This window comes from Streptococcus mitis, assembly GCF_023109105.1.
GTDB classification, from domain to species: Bacteria; Bacillota; Bacilli; order Lactobacillales; family Streptococcaceae; genus Streptococcus; species Streptococcus mitis_BW.
Genome location: NZ_JALDTZ010000015.1, coordinates 1 through 20,682, shown reverse-complemented (window position 1 = coordinate 20,682; position 20,682 = coordinate 1). Strand labels below are relative to the sequence as shown.

Below are 20,682 nucleotides of genomic sequence, written 5' to 3'. Positions count from 1 at the left end.
TCATTCTCCTTTTTCACTTGCTAAATTTTGGGATTTCTTTTCAATCCATTCAACGACTGGTATGAGGGCAAAATAGACCCAAGTAAATTGGTCGCTGTAATAGAGATCAAACCATCCTAGATTTGTTCCAATTAGTAGACACACGCTGACTAATAGAGCTATGGCAACTACATAATAGATCACTTTATACTTGTTCATCACTCGTCCTCCTCCAAGCGAAATACTGATTCGACTGTTTCCTTGAAAATCTGAGATATTTTCAGGGCAATGATAATGGACGGGGTGTATTCATCCCGTTCGAGTAAGCTAATGGTCTGCCTAGAAACTCCTGCCAGCTTGGCTAGGTCGGTTTGATTGAGACCATCGCGAGCCCGAAGCTCTTTTAGACGATTTTTTAGTTGCATGTTACACACCTACTCTCCGTCAAATTGAATTGTTTGGATCTCCTCAATACGTTGTAGTTTGAATTTTTCTTTTCCCTTTTTATCTACACGTCGTAGTTTGACCCATTCCTCATCAACATCCACAACTTCCCAGTTGTCTGTCCCAAACAATTGTCCAACGATGACTGGCGTTCTCCCAATCAATTCTTTTAATAATCTTGACATATCTGTATTTCCTTTCTCTTTTTGCTCAATTCTTTTGATTTTATTCTCTAGTTTCTTGACCTTTTGGGAATGGTAGATATAATACATAATCACAAGAGGTACAAATCCTAATGCCCACATAATCGTTCCTTGCTCCTTTTCTCTTAACTTGCTTATATTGTAACACATCTTTTTCTTTTTGACAAGCATATTTGTCAAAAAGTTTATGATTTTTGTCATTTTGCAAAAGAAAAAGGTCAGGAGTAGGTTCCTGACCATGTTCTTAGCTAAGTTTGAAGAAACTCGTTCTTCCTCATTTTTTTAATCTTGAGTGGTAAGCTTAGCTTTTTTATGATAATATTTTCTATCTATGTATAAGATTGTTACACTTACCAAGCTTAAGATGAATCCAAGCAAAGTACCTTTTTGTGAGAATACAAATTCAACTTTATGTTGTCCAGAAGTGATTGGGAAGGATAAAAAACTATTCCAAGCTTTCGACGTCGGTACATCTTTACCATCTACTTTCACTTTCCAACCCTCACTGAATGGAATCGAGGTCATCATAAACTTGCTATCATCAGTAATATCAATAGAACCTACGATATGGGTATTTGAAAACTTCTCGACTTGCATCCCTTGGGCTTTACGGTTTTCCAATACTTTTTGAATTTGACTAGTTTCTGCTCGATAGACACCAACATTTGACATATCTACCTTATCCGTTTTAAATCGAAACTCTAAGACAATTTCTTGACCACTTGCATTGTCTGCAATCTGCCAAAGTTGTCGCTGGGTATTTCTCTTGGAATGAGTCAACCATTTACCATTTAATAGGACAGAGTATTCTTTATCTGAATTGAGTGAAGCCGGTACAAAGAAGTAATAGGTCAAATCAGTCTGAGGAGTAATTCGATAACGAATGATAGCTTCTTTACTCGAATCCTCGCGGTTATAAATAGCTGTTCCAGTTTCTATATTCACTTCTTCTTCCACTAGATTTTCTGTCTCGACTTCTCCAAAGGCAAGTGGTTTAAAGTACTCTAAATAATTCTCTTGATTCTTTTGGACACCTTCCATAGAGTTAAGTATGATATCTTGATTCCTCACAGCATTATTGGTACCAAAGTTGATATTTCTCGTTAAATCATTTATTGCAAATGCTAGTGGGAATGAATTAGGATTTTTATAGACAATATAGCGTTCGTCTTCATAGACTTTCTCTGTGAAGTAACGATTCATGTCATATCGACTTGCAAAGCGATTGAAGTAGATCTTTTCAGGATGAGCATCTTTTTCTTTTTGGTCAATATCCTTAATATCCATGTAGTAGCGGATACCATACAGAGCATCGGTTAGAGGAGTCCCATTTTCGTATTCAGTCGCAGCATTGATCCCCAAATCACCCATATAAGCGAATTGGTCCATCGTCGTACGCTCCAAGCTCGAACTGAAGGTACTTAAGCCTGGATAACCCACAAGTGATGGGAAGGTCCGTGAATATGCAAAAGTGGTTGCTATTCGATAGAAAGGTCGATCAGCATTTTCTTGAATGTTATCAGTCACACGTTTTACAGATACCGTTGCATCTACAAATTTATCTACATCTGCGTAACCCAAGGTCACCTGTGATAAGTAGGCATTGTATCCTAGTTCAAATATCGTCAGCGTTGATAGTAAGACAACTGCTAATCGAGTCATTCTCGGACGTAATAAAGCAAGAATGACTAGATAGACAATTAGGGTTAGGACTACCTGAGAGAAAAGATAGCCTATTTGCAATAATACAACTAAAGTACAAATGACTACTGTTGCAATCAGCAAGCGTATTTTTTTCTCTTTTAGAGTTTTGGAGGATCTATCCCAATAAAGGTAGAAACCTGCACCTGTTCCAATCACAAGAAGAAGTAAAAAGATGACATAGTTGCTGGAAATAAACTGGGTCAAATTTTCCGGTTGTTTTTTTGGAAGGTAGGTGAATTCCTTGGTATAAAGATAGATTGCTGAAAGTACTAGAAGGGCAATTGAAATCAGTTTCCCCTGTCGGGAAGTCTCAATCTTCTCTTTCAGAACCTGATAAGCTAAAATTAGCATAAAGAAAGAGAAAAGCCATGAAAAGCGGAAGAAGAAACCTGCAGGATTTTGCCCCATGTGCCAAATCTTACTAACAAATTCGTTAACAAAAGAAATTAGGAAGACGAGGGTAACGATTCCAGCTGACCATCTTCTTTCCTTCAAGATTTTAGTTGATGAAAAGAATAAGATAAAACCGATAAAGCCGAGTGCTCCGATATAAATGTTCGGTAAATTAGGACCAGCTGACCAGCCTGATGTTGTGTCAAATCCTCCGATAGATAATTTCGACAATATATCTAAAGGATTAATCTGAAAGGCAAAAGAAAATCGCATTCCATCTCCTACTTGCCCCTTGCTTTCAAGCAAGTTGAAAAATACAGGAACTAGCAAGATTGAAGCTGTTGCTACTCCGAGCACAGAGTAGATGAAGGTCTTAAACAATGGGTGAATAAAGGTCTTTAATTTTTGTTTCAAATCACCTTCAATTGAGAGACGAGGAGACACATAATAACAGGCATACAACACGACAAAAATTGAAATCATGTAGCCCATATAGAATTGGAGGAGAACTGTTAAACCTAATACAAAGGCATATGGATAAGGTGCTTCTCCATCTAACATTTTTTCAAGATAGACAATAACCAGAGGAAGCATAATCATAGCGTCATAAAAAATGACGTTCATCTGATAGGAAACGAGCATCCCCGAAAGAGCATAGGCTGTTGAAAATAAGGGCACTAACCACAAACGTGAATCTGCTCCCTTATAACGCTTAATAAGGAAGTAAGAGAAAGAAAGGCCGATTGATCCATATCTGAGCCAAATGGTCAGAAATACTGCTAAACCATAGTGTTTGAAGGGGATAAGAATATAAAAAATATTAAAAGGGCTCATCAAGTAATAGCCTAAAACCCCTATCATGTCTCCGCCGAGCGATTTGGTAAAGGAATAAGTCAGGCTACTCAAATCACCTGTAAGCACTGCATTCTTAAGCAAGCCAAAAAAGCTGATATACTGCTGACCAAAGTCAACTGCCATCAGACTTTTGTTCCCAAATGGATAGCTACCCATGAAAAACCAAACAATTAACATGGTCATCATCGGTAACAAAGCACTCATCATATATAGTAGTGCTTTAGAATGTTTTTTTCTAAATTCTTGCCAGTACATTAACCAATTGTGCATTATTGATTTCTCCCATGTAATTTTAACCAATCTTATCTTCTTTAGCTCTAGCAATATTGGTTTTATCAATAATAAAATGAGGACGCTGCTTCACTTCATAGTATATTTTCCCAATATATTCTCCAAGTACACCTATAAAGATAAGTTGAACACTACTAAACAAAATGATTGCTGCTATTGTAGTGAAATAACCACTCGTATAATCTGAAGAAACGATGAATTTACAAAACTCATAAACAATGTAGAGTAAGGACAGAGCCATACTAATAAAACCAAACTGGATACAAATCCTAAGTGGACGATCATTAAAAGAAATGAGACCATGCACTGCATAGTTCAAAGACTTTTTAAAACCAAATTTGCTTTTTCCTGCCTTACGAACTTCATTCTTATAAGGAATGACCTTCTCTTTAAAACCAATCCATTCATATAGCCCCTTATTAAATCGATTGTACTCTGGCAGAGAAATAAATACATCGACAGCTCTTTTACTTAATAAACGTAACTCGGATTTCCCGTCGGTAAGCTTAACATCCATTGAATGATTTGAAAATGCGTAAAAACAACGAGCAAAGAAACTACCTACTGCAGATTCACCTTCTCTACTCCTTTGGCCGCTAACAATATCGTACCCCTCCTTATATGCTTCTACAAAGAGAGGGATTAGGTACGGCGGATGTTGCAAATCTCCATCCATTACCATAACAGCATCCCCAGTTGCATATTTAAAGCCAGCAAGAATACCACTCTCACGTCCAAAATTTCTACTAAAGCTGATATACTTCACGTTTGGATTTTCGCTTGCAATGCTATCAATTAGCTCCAGAGTCTTATCGCTACTCCCGTCATCGATATAAAGAATTTCATACTCAGATAGTTGTTCTGAAGAGAGCATACTATTGAGTTGTTCCGAAATAGCTTTATGTGTTTGGGCTAGAACTAATTCTTCATTTAAAAGTGTGATAAGAATTGAAAGTTTCATCTAAATGCTCCATTATATTTACTTTTTCAAAAAGGAGAGAGCCACGCTCTCTCCTCTCTAAAAATACTTATCTATTATTTATTAGAATGTTTACGTTTCAATACAACTGTACCAGATAGGATTACGATACCCGCAATGACTAAACCTGCTCCAACTGTTTCACCAGTTTGAGGGAGAAGTTTACGTCCCTTTTCTGTATTTTTTAATCCTTTCTGAGTTGTAGGTTGATTAGTATTTTCTGTTGTTGAATTGCTTGTTCCCTTTGTAGAAGTCTCTTCTGACGGAATTATTACTTGTGATCCGTCTTGATTCGTAGGATGTTTAGTATCTGTTCCTGACTCCTTCGTTGTGGTTGTCGAAGTTGTCGTTGGCTCCTTCGTTGTAGTTGTTGAAGTTGTCGTTGACTCCTTCGTCGTAGTGGTCGAAGTTGTCGTTGGCTCCTTCGTTGTAGTGGTCGAAGTTGTCGTTGGCTCCTTCGTTGTAGTTGTTGAAGTTGTCGTTGGTTCCTTCGTTGTAGTTGTTGAAGTTGTCGTTGGCTCCTTCGTTGTAGTTGTTGAAGTTGTCGTTGGCTCCTTCGTTGTAGTGGTCGAAGTTGTCGTTGGTTCCTTCGTTGTAGTTGTCGAAGTTGTCGTTGGCTCCTTCGTTGTAGTTGTTGAAGTTGTCGTTGGCTCCTTCGTTGTGGTTGTTGTAGTTGACGTAGTCGTAGTTGTGGTTGTTGTAGTCTTACCACCACTACCAGTACCTGAACCACTTTCCAATCTTGTCAAAGCAGTGATTGAGCGAGGGTTAGTGAAGTTTGTTGCTGACCAGTCTAATAAATTGCTAACATTAGTTCCCGCAGGAAGTTCTGAAGCTAATTCCGTTGTATACTCAATATACATAGCCCAATTCCAGTTATCACCGAAGTTAATTGTAAAGCCTGTGATTTTACCATCAGAATTTCGTGTAAATTCAGCTTTTTTAGTAAAGTTATCAATTGGTTCCAATTTAAGAAGCGCAGCTTCATTAGGAATTTTCTGTGGTTGAGTTGCATAACGAACAGCACGAAGAGAACCTTCTACAAGAACTTGTCCGTTATCGCTAAAGTCATCTTTGATAACCATGTTATCTAGCTTATCTTGAACAGCATTTAATAGAATACGCCATTTAATTCGTTTAGGATTTTCAGAATCTTGGTAACCATATTTCATTTCATAGTCACCTATCTCACCCGTATCAGTTTGGTAATTGAGAGTATATTGTTCAGTTCCAAACGTAAATGTATATTTCCCTGGCTTTGTCAAAGTAACTGTATTAGGACGTACAGAGTACTTTAAAGTCATAACCTTGTCTTGATAGTTCTTAGAAAAGTAGTCCGTAAATGTAATGGTTACTTTTTGTGTACTTGGATCAGTAACAGCATTAGCAACTACCTGACCGTCACTATGCAGAATTGGAAATTCTAACTTAGTTACTAAACCTAATTCCTTAGGAAGGTCAAGAACAAGGGTATCCCCTTCATTAATTTTCTGAGAATCTGGGAAAGAAATTGTATTTGTAGCTTCCATGGTCTTTCCAGTAACAACCTCAGTGTCAGCTGTCAATGGTTTCCCATCCACTGTAATAGCCGTCTTGTTAGTATAATTTGTAATATCAGACGAAAATACTGTTGTAAGTATTGTCAAAGATAATACAAGCATACCAACAAATGCAAACATACGCATAGAATTCTTTGTTAGATTATGCATTACCATCTCCTTTAATTTTATCAAGCATATAATAGCATTTTTTTACAAGAAATTCAAGAAATTAATATGTATTGAAAATATCATTAACAAAATAACAATTTAGCATTATTTATAATCAAATTATTTCTAATACACTGAAATTACATATCTTTCTTTTTATTACTTATTCCCAACATTGTTAAGAATAGGATTAAGAAACCATATAGTGATCATAGCAAACTTGACTGTTCCCCTATCTCTGACAAGAGCTGTCCTTGAACTACTGGAACTTCAACTTTTTGAGATTCTTGATTTGAAACTCCCAATGAGTTCATCTGCCTATCCTGTTTAGGAGATGAAGCCATTGGGATGCTAGCAAACCTGTACTGATGGTTCTTGAATCTGTTCTTCTACCAATATTCCGATTTCAATGATATCGGTTTGGACTTGCTCAGGCTCTTCTGAGCGAATCAATTCTTTCTTGAACTCCACTCCATCCTTAAGGAACCAGCGACACGCATCTTGTCGTCTACCTTATTTACCTTTTTTGCAGAAAAACTTGTGTACCTTTAGCAAGTTCAGGCTTTTTAATCGTTTGCTTTTCACAATCGAGTTCTTCTACTTGGATGTTTTCTTCTATTTTTAAATATTATTTAAATCATTTTAACTACTAAGTTATTCCAACTAGTAATTGCTTCAAAAAAGCCAGGACTGATATCCTGACTCATTATTCTACTATTAAAATACTAATTTTTCAAAGACTTCTGAGAAATTTTTGCTAATAGTTTCAAGTGAAACTTCTAGTTCTTCTCGAGTTTGATTGTTCTTGACCGTTACTTGTCCGCTTTCGACTTCGCTTTCTCCTAGGGTGATGAGGGTCTTAGCCGCAAAGACATCGGCTGACTTGAACTGAGCTTTGAGTTTACGGTTGAGGTAATCACGCTCTGCTTTGAAACCTTGTTGGCGAAGAGCTTGTACTAGTTCTAGAGCTTTGACATTTGCCCCGTCTCCCAAGACTGCGATATAAACATCTAGGGCGTTTTCGATAGGGAGAGCCACACCTTGCTTTTCAAGAATGAGAAGCAGGCGCTCTACACCAAGTCCAAAACCAAATCCAGCAGTTTCAGGGCCACCAAAGTAAGAAACCAAACCATCGTAACGACCACCCGCACAGACTGTCAGGTCATTGCCCTCGATCTCAGTGATAAACTCGAAAATGGTGTGGTTGTAGTAATCCAGACCACGCACCATATTGGTGTCAATGATATAGTCTACTCCAAGATTTTCCAACATTTGACGCACAGCATCAAAATGAGCTTGACTTTCTTCATCAAGGAAGTCCAAGATAGACGGTGCATTCTCTACTGCTACCTTATCTTCTTTTTCCTTAGAGTCCAAGACACGAAGAGGATTTTCCTCCAAGCGACGCTGGCTGTCCTTAGACAAGGTCTCCTTGAGAGGTGTCAAATAGTCAATCAAGGCTTGGCGGTAGGCTGCACGACTCTCAGGATTTCCAAGAGTGTTGAGGTGCAATTTGACACCTTGGATGCCGATTTCTTTCAAGAAATGGGCTGCCATAGCGATGGTTTCCACATCGGTAGCTGGATTGCTAGAGCCAAAGCACTCAACCCCAATCTGGTGGAACTGGCGCAAACGCCCTGCCTGTGGACGCTCATAACGGAACATAGGGCCCATGTAATAGAACTTGCTTGGCTTTTGCACTTCTGGGGCGAAGAGTTTATTTTCCACATAAGAACGGACAACGGGTGCAGTTCCTTCTGGACGGAGAGTAATATGGCGGTCACCCTTGTCATAAAAGTCATACATTTCCTTAGTTACGATATCCGTTGTATCTCCGACAGAGCGACTGATGACCTCGTAATGCTCAAAAATAGGCGTGCGCACTTCTGCATAGTTATAGCGCTTGAAAATCTCACGGGCAAAGCCCTCAACGTACTGCCACTTGGCAGACTCAGCAGGTAAAATATCCTGTGTTCCTTTTGGTTTTTGTAATTTCATAGGGAATCCTCTTTAAACTTAATAGTCTTATTTTACCATAAATAAAGGGATTAAAACAGTAAGAAAAAAATTAGGATTTAGATATCATTTTTGAGATTAAGAACTGTCAAAAAAATAGCTAGCAAGGAAAGACCAACAAATAGCATCCAAGTCAACTGTATATTCCATACGGCTACAAGTGAAAAACAAGCTGTTCCCACAGGTACGGATAAGGTAAACAATAAGCCTAAAAAATTACTGGTACGAGCTAAAACCTCTGGAGCTAGATTTTTCATGAGCATGGCACTAATCTTTGGTGTAACTTTACCACACACATACAGAGTTAAAAAGAGAAATAGCAAACCAAGCACGACTTGATTGAATACGTTAGCTAAACCAACTAGACTGAGTCCTACAGTCGCCCACATCATCAATCTAGGCAAGGACTGTTTCCCAACATAATCATTGCCCGTAAGGCTACTGATGATGATTGCTAACAAAGCACAGAATTGACTGATAAATAACGCCTCTGTGTAAGAAAAATCCAAAAGTGAATGGCTCAAAAAGAAGATATTATAAATTCCACCCAAGGCGCCACCCAAGGCATTGATAAGCAAAACAGCAAAGAACATAAAACCAAAGTTTTTCTGTCCACCTTTAAGAAAAACAAGACGTAAATTTCGATAAATCGTTAGGAACTGGTCTTTGATAGGAAGATTCTCATTTTTTAGTGATTCGCCATCAGCAGATGAAATTGACAGGCTCAATTTGCTTTTTCCTAAAAAGAGAACAGAGGCTGATACGAGGAAAAAACAGGCATTGATTCCCGCAACGAGGGAAAAATTGTTGACCGATAGGCCTAAGAGCCAGACTCCAAAAGCTTGACCACCAATAGCTGAAATATAGGTGATGAACTGGGAAAAAGAGTAAGCCTCCATCAGATCATCTTCAGCTACTTTTTCCTTAATAAGAGGCATGCGCAGGCCACCTGCAAAATCACTGACGATATCACTAATGACATTGATTAAACACAGACTAGAAAAGGCAAAGAGACTAGCTTGCTGAACAACTAGGGCTGCTAAAAAAAATAAAACTGCCTGAAACAAACCGCTATAGACCATCCATTTGACCTTGTCCCTCGTGTAATCTGCCCGAATCCCTACAAAAACTGTAAAGAGAGTCGGGAGAATCATGACAATATTCGCCATAGCAACAGCAAAAGATGCTTGTGGCAAGGTCGATGCATAGACGATAAATACCAGGTTGAAAATCGAAGCACCAAAAGCATTGAAGAAGCGTGAAAAAGTCAAGAGTCGATAAGCTTGATTTCTAAACAATAGTTTCATAGGTAATTTCCCTTCTTGTTCTAATTCCTATATTAAGTATGACTATAGTATAGCACTAAGAAATTTTAGAGGAAAAACTTTTGAATATATGCAACAAACAAAATAATACTCAATGAAAATCAAAGAGCAAACTAGGAAGCTAGCCGCAGGTTGCTCAAAACAGTGTTTTGAGGTTGTGGATAGAACTGACGAAGTCAGCTCAAAGCACTGCTTTGAGGTTGCAGATGGAAGCTAACGTAGTTTGAAGAGATTTTCGAAGAGTATAAGCAAAAAAACGATAGAACTTTCTCGATGGCCTGAGAGAGATCAACAGTTCTATCGCTTCAAATTTTAAATTATTTTCTTGGTTTGCAGATATTCAATAATCGGTCGTTTTTCTATAATATTCGGCAGATTTGTTACAGCCTAGCATCTCAAAAATACGGACAGCATCTTCCATCTTTTTCTGGCCTTCCTTGACTCTACCTTGCTTGCTATCAAGGAGACCTTCTGCCCACAAATAGACAATTCGGAAATAGGTCTCATTTTCCTTGTAGAAATGCTCTTCGATAACACGTTTAAAATAAAAGGCATTGGTAAATTCTTCACACTCAATGCTAGCTAAAAAGCCATTCAATAGTATAGTGTGAAAAAGGTTTCGATTACCAGACATTTCCATTAGAAAATCAGATTTTACCATTTCTCGTGCATATCTAATAAAAAGAGAAACAGATAAAAAGGGAGAACTGACTGAAAATAAATGGAGTTCATATCTTCCCCAAATCTCGGTAGAAAACAAATAATCATGAAGAACTTTCGCTTCCTCTGCTGTTAACTCTACCCTTTCATCCAGGCCCTTCATATAAGACTTGATAATAATGGCATTTAGAATATGTTTCTGTTTGTTTTGAGAATGGGCATGCTTTTGATACTCCTTGCAATACAAGTCCTCAAGCGGAGCTATATTCTTTGGATCCAAGACATCTAGGATTTCTTTTCTCAACTCAGAATCTGTATCATACTGAAAACCTCTCGCCAGAAAGAGGATTTCCTCCACACTGGCAGATATATTTTCTAGGGCAAATAGAAACTTTTCTACCGAAAGCTCACTCTGACCTGTTTCAAAGCGAGACAACATAGACGGCGAAAATTGTCCCCCAGTTGCTTGTCTCAGCGAGATATTTCTTGACTCTCGTAATTGTCTAAAGACTTTTCCAATCTGCTCCATAGGCTTCCCCTTGATTCAGTATTTTCTTCATTTTATCATATTTTTCAGAAAATTCATCAAAAACTTGCCAAATTGTCAGAATTATGAGAAAATAGAGGATATTTATCAGGTGGAGGGACTGCTATGAGAGACGATATCAAAATCAATGACCGTGCTTTGGCCTTGCAAGACCAAATTATCGAAAAACTAGAGAAGGTTTTTGATACAGATGTGGAATTAGATGTTTACAATCTAGGATTGATTTATGAAATCAATCTGGACGAAACAGGTCTCTGTAAGATTGTCATGACCTTCACCGATACTGCCTGCGATTGTGCCGAAAGCTTGCCTATCGAAATCGTGGCAGGTCTGAAACAAATCGAGGGTATCGAAGATGTCAAGGTTGAAGTTACCTGGTCGCCTGCTTGGAAAATCACACGAATCAGTCGCTACGGCCGCATTGCCCTTGGATTGCCACCACGTTAATACTCTTCGAAAATCTCTTCAAACCACGTCAGCGTTGCCTTGCCGTAGATATGGTTACTGACTTCGTCAGCTCTATCCACAACCTCAAAACACTGTTTTGAGCAACCTGCGGCTAGCTTGCTAGTTTGCTCTTTGATTTTCATTGAGTATAAGCAGGTAAATTACTTTTGAAGATGAAAAGAAGCAAGCCGAAGTTGGCTTGCTTTTTAAGTTTATTTTTTACCTGACTTGTCCATATTCCAGAAATCTGTAACGGCACCACGAGAAGCAGAAGATACGGTATGGGCATATTTACCGAGGACACCACGGCTATAGAGTGGTGGCAAGGTTGTTTCTGCCTTGCGTTTTTCAAGTTCTTCGTCGGATACGGCCATGGAAATTTCTTTGGTATCTTGGTCAACCGTAACGATATCGCCAGTACGAAGGTAGGCAATTGGTCCACCATCCTGAGCTTCAGGAGCGATATGTCCAACAACCAGACCATAGGTACCACCAGAGAAACGTCCGTCTGTCAAGAGGGCAACCTTATCTCCTTGGCCTTTACCGACAATCATTGATGAAAGTGACAGCATCTCAGGCATACCAGGACCACCCTTAGGTCCAACGAAACGAACAACGACTACATCGCCATCAACGATTTCATCTGTCAGAACGGCCTGAATAGCATCTTCTTCTGAGTCAAAGACCTTAGCTGGACCAACGTGACGACGCACTTTAACACCTGATACTTTAGCAACCGCACCGTCAGGAGCAAGGTTCCCGTTCAAGATGATAAGCGGACCGTCTGCACGTTTTGGATTTTCAAGTGGCATGATGACTTTTTGACCTGGAGTCAGATCTGCAAAGTCAGCCAAGTTCTCAGCAACAGTCTTACCAGTACATGTAATGCGATCTCCGTGAAGGAATCCATTTGCCAGCAAGTACTTCATAACCGCAGGGACACCACCGACTTCGTAGAGGTCTTGGAAGACATACTGACCAGAAGGTTTCAAGTCGGCCAAGTGAGGCACACGTTCTTGGATCGTATTGAAGTCCTCAAGTGACAAGTCAACATTGGCAGCATGGGCAATGGCAAGCAAGTGAAGAGTAGCATTGGTAGAACCACCGAGAGCCATCGTTACAGTAATGGCATCTTCAAAGGCTTCACGAGTCAAGATATCTGATGGCTTGAGACCAAGTTCCAGCATCTTAACAACAGCACGTCCTGCTGCTTCGATATCTTCTTTCTTATCAGCTGATTCAGCTGGGTGAGAGGATGATCCTGGCAAACTCATTCCTAGAACTTCGATAGCAGTCGCCATGGTATTAGCCGTATACATACCACCACAGCCACCTGGGCCAGGGCAGGCATTACATTCGAGACGTTTCACGTCCTCAGCTGTCATGTCACCATGATTCCATTTTCCGATACCCTCAAAAACAGAAACCAAGTCGATGTCTTTACCATCAAGATTTCCCGGTGCAATAGTTCCACCATAGGCAAAAATAGCTGGGATATCCATGTTGGCAATGGCAATCATGGAACCAGGCATGTTCTTGTCACAACCACCGATAGCGACGAAGGCATCCACGTTGTGGCCTCCCATAGCCGCCTCGATAGAGTCCGCGATGATATCACGAGATGTCAAAGAGAACCGCATACCAGGCGTTCCCATGGCAATCCCGTCCGCTACGGTAATGGTCCCAAACTGCACAGGCCAAGCACCTGCAGATTTGACACCCTCTTTAGCCAATTTTCCAAAATCATGCAAGTGAATGTTACATGGTGTATTTTCCGCCCAAGTCGAAATCACTCCCACAATCGGTGTTTCAAAGTCCTTATCTGTCATACCAGTCGCACGAAGCATGGCACGGTTTGGTGATTTTACCATACTATCATAAATGCTACTGCGGTGACGTTTATCTAATTCAGTCATTTGTTCCCTCCCATTTCAGTTTTTACTATTATAGCACATTTTAAAAGCAATGAACAGAAGAAAATTCTTGAATTTTCAGAAAATTCTATATATATGAAATGTTTAAAATTAAAAACAACAAAGCGGATCAGTGCACTTTCTGATTGCCAGAATATGCTTTTTAATCCGCTTGCTTTAAATAACGTACTGTAATTTTCACAGAAATTCCTTCAGAACAGTGTATTTAACATCTATCTTGCATTATAAAACTCTAGAACCTTCTCTTTTATATTCGATTCACTCAAACCATACTCATTAAGAAGATAATCCATTTTCCCTACTTGACCGAATCTTTCTTGAACACCCATCCGATGAATTTTTGTCATTCCATCATCAGAGAATAATTCACATAAAGCGCTACCAATTCCACCTATCTGATTGTGGTTTTCTACAGTAAATATAGTTTTTCCACCTAACATTGTTTTTATCTGTTCTGGTATCGGTTTGATTCTAAATAAATCTATCACGCCTACTGAATAACCTAATTTAGACAGTTCATCCGAAACTCGAACACTTGGAGCAACCATTATGCCAGAAGCAACGATTACAACATCTTCACCGTGTCTTAACTCAATGTAGCCTTTAGAAAAATCTTCTCCACCTTGATACACAGGCTCTGGAGCTTTTCGAATTGTTCGAATATATTTTAGTCCTTTTAAGTCTAATGTCTGGTTCAAGATTTCACGAAATTGGATATCATCAGTTGCTTCGAAAATGATTGATTTAGGAATTAAACGTAACAATCCAATTTCTTCAAATGGCATATGTGTTCCACCATTCATCTCTGCAGTTACTCCTGCATCTGAGCCAATCACAGTGGCATCCAATTGTGCGTACCCAAGAGAAATAAATAATTGATCAAATACTCGTCGTGAGGCAAAAGGGCCAAATGTATGAAGATAAGGTCTAAACCCCTGAATAGACAGCCCTGCTGCAAGGCCGACCATTTCTGCTTCCATAATTCCAACATTCACATAACGGTCTCCAAAGTCCTTTTCAAGATTATTAGTAGCCATCGAACTTGACAAATCGGCTTCTAAAACTACTATATCAGAATAACTTTGATTAGCCTCTATAAGGAAATCTCTATACACATGGCGTAATTCTTTCGTACTTCTCATCATTCTGTTTCCTCCAATTCCTGACTTAATCTTTCTACAACTGAAGTTAACATTTGTTTCTCCTCTACAGTAGGGCGAAGATGATGATTGGATTTCATTTCTTCCAGCTCTCGAACCCCTTGACCTTTAATAGTATCTAATACAATACACTTAGGTGATGAATTATTTGACTGTTTTAATTGGACAATCCCTTCATAAATTTCTCTAATATCTGAACCATTGACTCTAATGGATTCAAATCCAAAGGCTGAGAATTTTTCTACAAAATCACCTGGACTACAAATATCCTTTGTAAAACCATCTAATTGTTTTTTGTTATCGTCAACAAATACAATTAAATTGGATAACTGTTGATGAGAAGCAAACTGTATAGCCTCCCAACATTGTCCCTCATTTAACTCACCATCTCCAACAATAGCATAAGTATAAAAGGGACTCTTTCTTATTCTCTGACCATATGCAAGTCCGGTTGCAACACTAATTCCTTGTCCTAAAGAGCCAGTTGTCATATCTATGCCCGGCGTTAAATTTCTATCAGGATGAGACGGCAATTTGGTTCCATTTGTATTTAAAGAATATAAGAATTCTTTGTCAAAGAAACCATTTAAATAGAGTGTACTGTATAGAGCTGGGCCTCCGTGACCTTTTGATAATATGAAATAATCTCTATCTCGTGATGCAAAAATTTCTGGAGTCATTAGCATTATTTCACCATAAAGCACTGCTAAAACTTCTACGATAGATAGACTCCCTCCATAATGGCCGAATCCAAGATGATTCAATGTTCTAAGAGTATTTAATCGGATTTTAGTCGCAAATTTTCTTAACTCATCTTCTCTATTTTCACTTAAAATCATCCCTTACTCCTCCTTTGCAGATGGCTTTTTAATAAAGGATACTCCAAACATAACTGCTAAAATAAGAACAAGACCAATAACAATGCCTGCTTGTGAACCAAATTGATTCAACATTCCTAAAATAATTCCTGATAGACCAAAATCTGCATCTGAGAAAGTTGACCCTTGGAAACCAAGTCCTCCCAAAACTGGCATTAAAAAGACTGGAAGAAAACTAATTAAAATACCTTGTAAAAATGCTCCAATAGTGGCTCCACGAACACCACCAGATGCATTCCCAATGACGCCTGCAGTCGCTCCACAGAAGAAATGAGGCACAACGCCTGGTAAGATAACAACCGTTCCTGAAGCAATCATAATTGCCATACTTACTAAACCACCAACAAAACTAGAGATAAATCCAATTAGAACTGCATTAGGGGCATAAGTATAAACAATCGGACAATCCAAAGCAGGTTTTGAATTAGGTACAATACGCTCTGAAATACCTTTAAAGGCTGGAACAATTTCACCCAAAATAAGGCGAACACCTGCTAAAATAACAAATACCCCTGCTGCAAATTGACCTGCTAATTGTAAAGCATAAACTAGACCACTTGTACCATTACTGATTTCTTTTTCTATATATTCTGACCCTGCAAAGATAGCTACAATAATGTAAATAACTGCCATAGATAAAGTAATACTAACAGTACTATCACGTAAAAAAGCTAAACTCTTTGGAAATTTAATGTCCTCTGTTGATTTTGATTTGTCACCGATAAGGCTACCAGTGAAACCACTCAACCAATATCCCAAAGAACTGAAATGACCTAAAGCTACCTTATCATTTCCAGTTAATTGAACCATATATTTTTGCACAAATGCTGGGGAAATACTCATAATAATACCGAGTGCTAATCCTCCTAGTAAGATAAGAGGCAAACTAGTAAATCCAGCAACTGATAAAATGACCGCAATCATACACGCCATATATAGAGTGTGGTGCCCTGTTAAAAAGATATATTTGAATCGAGTAAAACGAGCGATTAAGATATTGAACACCATACCTGCAAACATAATCATTGCAGTAGCTGAACCATATGTTGTTAAAGCTACAGCTACAATTGCTTCATTATTCGGCACAACTCCAGATAAATGAAAGGCATGCTCAAACATGGTACCAAATGGATTTAAAGAATTTTGTACAATTCCTGCACCACCAGATACAACTAAGAAACCAACAAAGGTCTTAATCCCGCCTTTAATAATATCAGGTAATTTCTTCTGCTGAAGAACTAATCCTAAGATTGCAATTAAAGCTACTAAAATAGCTGGTGTACTAACAATATCCAATATGAACTTCATCATGACGCTAGCCTCCTATATAAGTCCTTTTTCTTCACAAATTTTAGTAATTAATTCTCGTAGCTCGTCCATATCAATAATACTATTTAAGATACGAACATCTCCAAGATGACTTGCTGAATCAGCTAAATCACGACCAACAATCCAAATATCGGCTGCATTTGGATCTGCTCCACCTAAATCATAATGTTCAACTTCTACATCTGAAACATTCAAATCACTCAATACAGATTCAATATTCATCTGTACCATAAAACTTGAACCTAATCCTGAACCACAAGCTGTACCAATTTTTAACATTATCTAATCCTCCTGTTTAATTATCATTTTAATGTCATCATAGTTTTTTGATGAAATTAAGGCTTGAACATGATTTTTATCTCTTAAAATTGTTGTTAAATGTGACAAAGCCTTTAAATGACTCTCATTATCAATGGCTGCAATACAAATCAACAATCTTACCTCTTGTTCTGGATTATCCAATAAATAAATCGGTTCTTCCAAAACTAACATTGACATTCCTATTTCATTCACACCCTCATCTGGCCGAGCGTGAGGAATTGCGACTCCCTTCCCTAAATTAATAAAAGGTCCAAACTCTTCTACTTTTTGAATCATTGCCTCAGGGTAGTTCTCGGTTATCTTATGTTGATCCAAAAGCGGTTTAGCTGCTAAACGAATCGCCTCCTTCCATCCTAATTTTTTCGAACTAACCTGATAGGTTTCTTTTGTAATTAATTCTTCTAACAATGGTAACACTTCCTTTCTGTTCATTTCTTGATAGAGATATCGCTTTAAGGCTAATTTCAACTCTAATTCTTGTGTAATTACACTATATCGTCTTACTATACTAATTATCTGATTCAGCTCAATATCTCGATAACCTGTATCTGGGAAATCTTTTGATACCAGTTCAACTAACTGCGTTGTTTGTTCTTCAGTCATCATAACCGAAACTAGATAATTTGGCTTCTCTGTCTCCACCTTTATAGTAGAGAAAACCATATCATAGTCACTACTAGTTTTCTCCTGTAAATCATCCATATTTGAGGTTTCTATGAACTCAATTTGAGGAAATAATGCTAATAGATTCTCTTTTAACATCAATGAAGAACTAACCCCATTAGGACAAATAACTGTTGCTTTATAAGATTTTTGAGGTAAAGTCTCTGATTTCCTTAAATAGCCTCCAAAATGGATCACAAAATATGCTGTTTCACTATCAGGTATGGGTTTATCGATGGCTTCCATCAAGGGAGTCAAAGAATCCTTCACTAACTCAAATAAGTCAGGATAATGTTCTTTGACATGCAACACATATTCATTTGAACTAGGTAAACCGAACTTTAATCTATAGTAAGCCGGTATAAGGTGGCGGCGAAGATTTTCTCTCAATGCTTCCCTTTGTTTAAAATGCAACAAAGAAATATCTTCCATTCTACTTATAATAGCCTCTGTTAATTGATTAAAGTAAACTGGAGCAACATCTACTTCACCTTCAAAACAACTTGATAATAAAACTGTAATATAGCGATAATCATCCTCAGAAAACACCGTATCTATAATTCCCAAATCAACCACTGTATCCAATAAAATATTGGTTATATCTTGAATAATAGGAGATACTAATGTCTCTGAAAGACATACTCTTTCAACACCCCTTTGATACCTACACATAATGAACACTAAACCAAACAGGCAAACTTTTAATTGATTAACAATAGGTACTAGCTGGAGCTTTTCATAATAATCTTTAACTACCTGATTTATCAAGTCATAAGTTAATGAATACCCCCAACTGGATAAAACATAATCCAACCCCCAAATCCCTATGGAGGATTCCAGCAGCTCACTAACCATTTGAAAAGCTAAACGATGCTTATTCCACTCTGAACCGTGTAAAGTATAACCTTTTGCTCTACTGTACCCTAGCTCCAAATCATTATCTAACATAATCTTTCTTAATGATTGAATATCAGATAAGGTTGTATTCTTACTTACTTTCAAAAAGTCTTGGTAATGATTATTTGATATAAAATCTAATCGGCAAAAAGTGTAAAGATAGATTAATGCTAAGCGAGTCGACTTTGGTAAAACCAATTCATCCGACTTAATAATATCTGTCAAAGACTGCTTCGTACGATTTGATAAACTATAGCGACCTTGTTTTTTATCCAGCACTATCCCTTTATTAGCTAGATAAGGCACTAAATAATCTATTCCTTCTTTGACTTCCTTTATAGGTAAGCTCACCTTAACAGATAATTCATATAATGATAGCTCACAATGATCCATCAAAGTCATCAAAATAACTAGTGCTCTATAATCAAACATTTCTCTTCCTTTCTAACTACAATTATAGTGTAAAAGTTATAAGAATAAAAGAGTATTTCAGCACAATATAATCTCACCTCCTACAAGTAATTATTGGGCTGAAACTTTTTAGTAATTATTTTTCAACTTTCTATTGACTTTTAAAAACAAAGTGATATCATTTAGATATCAAATAGCAGGAGGTCATTCTTATGACTGAAAAACTAATCAATTCAAAACCAAATGGTGTAGTAGCATTGATACTCATTGAGTTGGCACTCGTACTTGGTGTCTTTATAGTTATAATGGGTGCTGGTTCGGAAAATATTTTTGGAATTATTATCGGACTTTTATTAAGCTTAATTGCAGGCCTAGCTCATGCTGGTTTAAAAGTTGTCAAACCTCAGGAAGCTCTGGTTCTGACCCTCTTTGGTAACTATACAGGTACCATCAAAGAACCTGGTTTTTACTTTGTCAATCCTTTTAGCATAGCAGTCAACCCTGCAAACCACACTCGACTTGGTCAAAGTGGTGATGTTAGCACAAAATCTCCTTTTTTAGGAACTAAATCATCAAATGGCAATGATGTAAATCTTGAAATTGGCAAGAAACAGATTTCCCTCAAGGTTATGACCTTGAGCAATTCTCGTCAAAAAATCAATGATTGCTTAGGAAATCCTGTAGAAATCGGTATCGCAGTAACTTGGAGAGTTGTCGATACTGCTAAGGCAGTCTTCAACGTTGATAACTACAAAGAATATCTTTCATTGCAGTGTGATAGTGCACTCCGTAATATTGTCCGCATCTATCCTTATGATGTGTCTCCTAATGTAGATACTACAGGTGACGGGCAAGCAGATGAAGGTAGCCTCCGTGGCTCTAGTGAAATTGTAGCCAACCGTATCCGTGAAGAAATCCAAAGTCGTGTTGAGGATGCTGGCTTGGAAATCCTTGAGGCACGTATTACTTACCTAGCTTACGCCCCAGAAATTGCAGCTGTCATGCTTCAACGTCAACAAGCATCAGCCATTATTGATGCCCGTAAGATGATTGTGGATGGTGCTGTGGGTATGGTTGAAATGGCACTAGAACGTCTCAATGAAGGGGAATTGGTAGAGCTAGACGAAGAACGAAAAGCTGCCATGGTCTCAAATCTCCTAGTCGTTCTCTGTGGCAATCATGATGCACAACCAATTGTCAACACAGGAAGTCTTTACTAAAGATGGCTGAAGCTAAAAAAAAGCAGATCCCCCTTCGACTCTCAACAAAGTTATACGCTGCACTCGCATCATGGGCAGAAGACGACTTTCGTTCAGTCAATGGGCAAATCGAATATCTCCTCACAGAATGTGTCAAACAACGGAAGAAAGACGGAAAATACGTATCAGAAACCATTGACGAACCATTTGAGATTGATATTTAAGACCTTCTCCTGTCTGCTAGGTCGGACAGGAGAATTTTTGCTAAATTCCCAAACTAAGTTCCATCGCTAATTCAAGTGGAAGTTAGTCTGATAAAAACCCTAAAAACCAGTGGC

General features: G+C 38.1%; 20 protein-coding genes. 4 read left to right on the top strand and 16 right to left on the bottom strand.

Going from position 1 to position 20,682, the window contains the following annotated elements; all coding sequences use genetic code 11:
• The 8 genes from M1F37_RS08395 to M1F37_RS08360 form a co-directional block, all read right to left on the bottom strand.
• Complete coding sequence (locus M1F37_RS08395; protein ID WP_247935454.1) at positions 1–198, bottom strand: hypothetical protein; 198 nt, start codon at positions 196–198, stop codon at positions 1–3.
• Positions 198–404 (bottom strand): helix-turn-helix transcriptional regulator, encoded by a 207-nt coding sequence (locus M1F37_RS08390; protein ID WP_050198123.1) that lies wholly within the window; start codon positions 402–404, stop codon positions 198–200. Before M1F37_RS08390 ends, M1F37_RS08395 begins: the two co-directional genes overlap by 1 nt.
• Before the next feature lie 9 nt (positions 405–413).
• The gene (locus M1F37_RS08385; protein WP_247935453.1) at positions 414–827 is read right to left on the bottom strand and encodes a hypothetical protein; all 414 of its coding nucleotides are present in this window, start codon (positions 825–827) and stop codon (positions 414–416) included.
• A gap of 81 nt (positions 828–908) precedes the next feature.
• A complete protein-coding gene (pgfM1, locus tag M1F37_RS08380) occupies positions 909–3,848 on the bottom strand; it encodes a glycosyltransferase PgfM1 (protein ID WP_247935452.1) in 2,940 nt (979 codons plus the stop codon).
• A gap of 22 nt (positions 3,849–3,870) precedes the next feature.
• Positions 3,871–4,830 (bottom strand): glycosyltransferase PgfS, encoded by a 960-nt coding sequence (gene pgfS / locus M1F37_RS08375; RefSeq protein WP_247935451.1) that lies wholly within the window; start codon positions 4,828–4,830, stop codon positions 3,871–3,873.
• A gap of 74 nt (positions 4,831–4,904) precedes the next feature.
• Positions 4,905–6,557 (bottom strand): LPXTG cell wall anchor domain-containing protein, encoded by a 1,653-nt coding sequence (locus tag M1F37_RS08370; protein WP_247935450.1) that lies wholly within the window; start codon positions 6,555–6,557, stop codon positions 4,905–4,907.
• A 717-nt stretch (positions 6,558–7,274) separates the two neighbouring features.
• The gene (gene hisS, locus M1F37_RS08365; protein WP_247935449.1) at positions 7,275–8,555 is read right to left on the bottom strand and encodes a histidine--tRNA ligase; all 1,281 of its coding nucleotides are present in this window, start codon (positions 8,553–8,555) and stop codon (positions 7,275–7,277) included.
• A gap of 77 nt (positions 8,556–8,632) precedes the next feature.
• Positions 8,633–9,880: a transporter gene (locus M1F37_RS08360; protein ID WP_247935448.1), complete on the bottom strand. Its 1,248-nt coding sequence runs from the start codon at positions 9,878–9,880 to the stop codon at positions 8,633–8,635.
• Between the two features lie 112 nt (positions 9,881–9,992).
• On the opposite strand from M1F37_RS08360, the gene M1F37_RS10040 reads away from it, so the two are divergent.
• Positions 9,993–10,115 (top strand): hypothetical protein, encoded by a 123-nt coding sequence (locus tag M1F37_RS10040; protein ID WP_282184506.1) that lies wholly within the window; start codon positions 9,993–9,995, stop codon positions 10,113–10,115.
• Between the two features lie 123 nt (positions 10,116–10,238).
• Here the strand turns inward: M1F37_RS10040 and M1F37_RS08355 are convergent, their stop codons facing one another.
• Positions 10,239–11,087, bottom strand: coding sequence for a helix-turn-helix domain-containing protein (locus M1F37_RS08355; RefSeq protein WP_247935447.1), 849 nt, complete (start codon positions 11,085–11,087; stop codon positions 10,239–10,241).
• 123 nt (positions 11,088–11,210) lie between these two features.
• Between M1F37_RS08355 and M1F37_RS08350 the strand changes: the two genes are divergently transcribed.
• The gene (locus tag M1F37_RS08350; RefSeq protein WP_001204052.1) at positions 11,211–11,552 is read left to right on the top strand and encodes a metal-sulfur cluster assembly factor; all 342 of its coding nucleotides are present in this window, start codon (positions 11,211–11,213) and stop codon (positions 11,550–11,552) included.
• On the opposite strand, the gene M1F37_RS08345 is transcribed toward M1F37_RS08350, so the two are convergent.
• The 7 genes from M1F37_RS08345 to M1F37_RS08315 all read right to left on the bottom strand — a co-directional run bounded on the left by M1F37_RS08345 (position 11,549) and on the right by M1F37_RS08315 (position 19,166).
• On the bottom strand, positions 11,549–11,695 hold the full coding sequence (locus tag M1F37_RS08345) for a hypothetical protein (RefSeq protein WP_247935446.1): 147 nt from the start codon (positions 11,693–11,695) through the stop codon (positions 11,549–11,551). The two genes, M1F37_RS08350 and M1F37_RS08345, sit on opposite strands and share 4 nt — an antisense overlap.
• 69 nt (positions 11,696–11,764) lie before the next feature.
• On the bottom strand, positions 11,765–13,468 hold the full coding sequence (gene ilvD, locus M1F37_RS08340) for a dihydroxy-acid dehydratase (protein WP_247935445.1): 1,704 nt from the start codon (positions 13,466–13,468) through the stop codon (positions 11,765–11,767).
• 230 nt (positions 13,469–13,698) lie between these two features.
• Positions 13,699–14,631, bottom strand: coding sequence for a transketolase family protein (locus tag M1F37_RS08335; protein WP_247935444.1), 933 nt, complete (start codon positions 14,629–14,631; stop codon positions 13,699–13,701).
• A complete protein-coding gene (locus M1F37_RS08330; protein ID WP_247935443.1) occupies positions 14,628–15,485 on the bottom strand; it encodes a transketolase in 858 nt (285 codons plus the stop codon). The genes M1F37_RS08335 and M1F37_RS08330 overlap by 4 nt, the downstream gene beginning before the upstream one ends.
• A gap of 3 nt (positions 15,486–15,488) precedes the next feature.
• On the bottom strand, positions 15,489–16,835 hold the full coding sequence (locus tag M1F37_RS08325) for a PTS ascorbate transporter subunit IIC (RefSeq protein ID WP_247935442.1): 1,347 nt from the start codon (positions 16,833–16,835) through the stop codon (positions 15,489–15,491).
• A 12-nt stretch (positions 16,836–16,847) separates the two neighbouring features.
• Positions 16,848–17,132, bottom strand: coding sequence for a PTS sugar transporter subunit IIB (locus M1F37_RS08320; RefSeq protein WP_000912474.1), 285 nt, complete (start codon positions 17,130–17,132; stop codon positions 16,848–16,850).
• 3 nt (positions 17,133–17,135) lie between these two features.
• Entirely contained in the window at positions 17,136–19,166 is a 2,031-nt protein-coding gene (locus M1F37_RS08315; protein WP_247935441.1) for a BglG family transcription antiterminator, read from the bottom strand.
• A 191-nt stretch (positions 19,167–19,357) separates the two neighbouring features.
• On the opposite strand from M1F37_RS08315, the gene M1F37_RS08310 reads away from it, so the two are divergent.
• Positions 19,358–20,365 carry an SPFH domain-containing protein gene (locus M1F37_RS08310; RefSeq protein ID WP_247935440.1) on the top strand — a complete coding sequence of 336 codons (1,008 nt, stop codon included), beginning with the start codon at positions 19,358–19,360 and terminating at the stop codon, positions 20,363–20,365.
• A gap of 2 nt (positions 20,366–20,367) precedes the next feature.
• Positions 20,368–20,568 carry a PTS ascorbate transporter subunit IIC gene (locus M1F37_RS08305; RefSeq protein WP_000796544.1) on the top strand — a complete coding sequence of 67 codons (201 nt, stop codon included), beginning with the start codon at positions 20,368–20,370 and terminating at the stop codon, positions 20,566–20,568.
• The last annotated feature ends 114 nt before the right edge of the window (positions 20,569–20,682 follow it).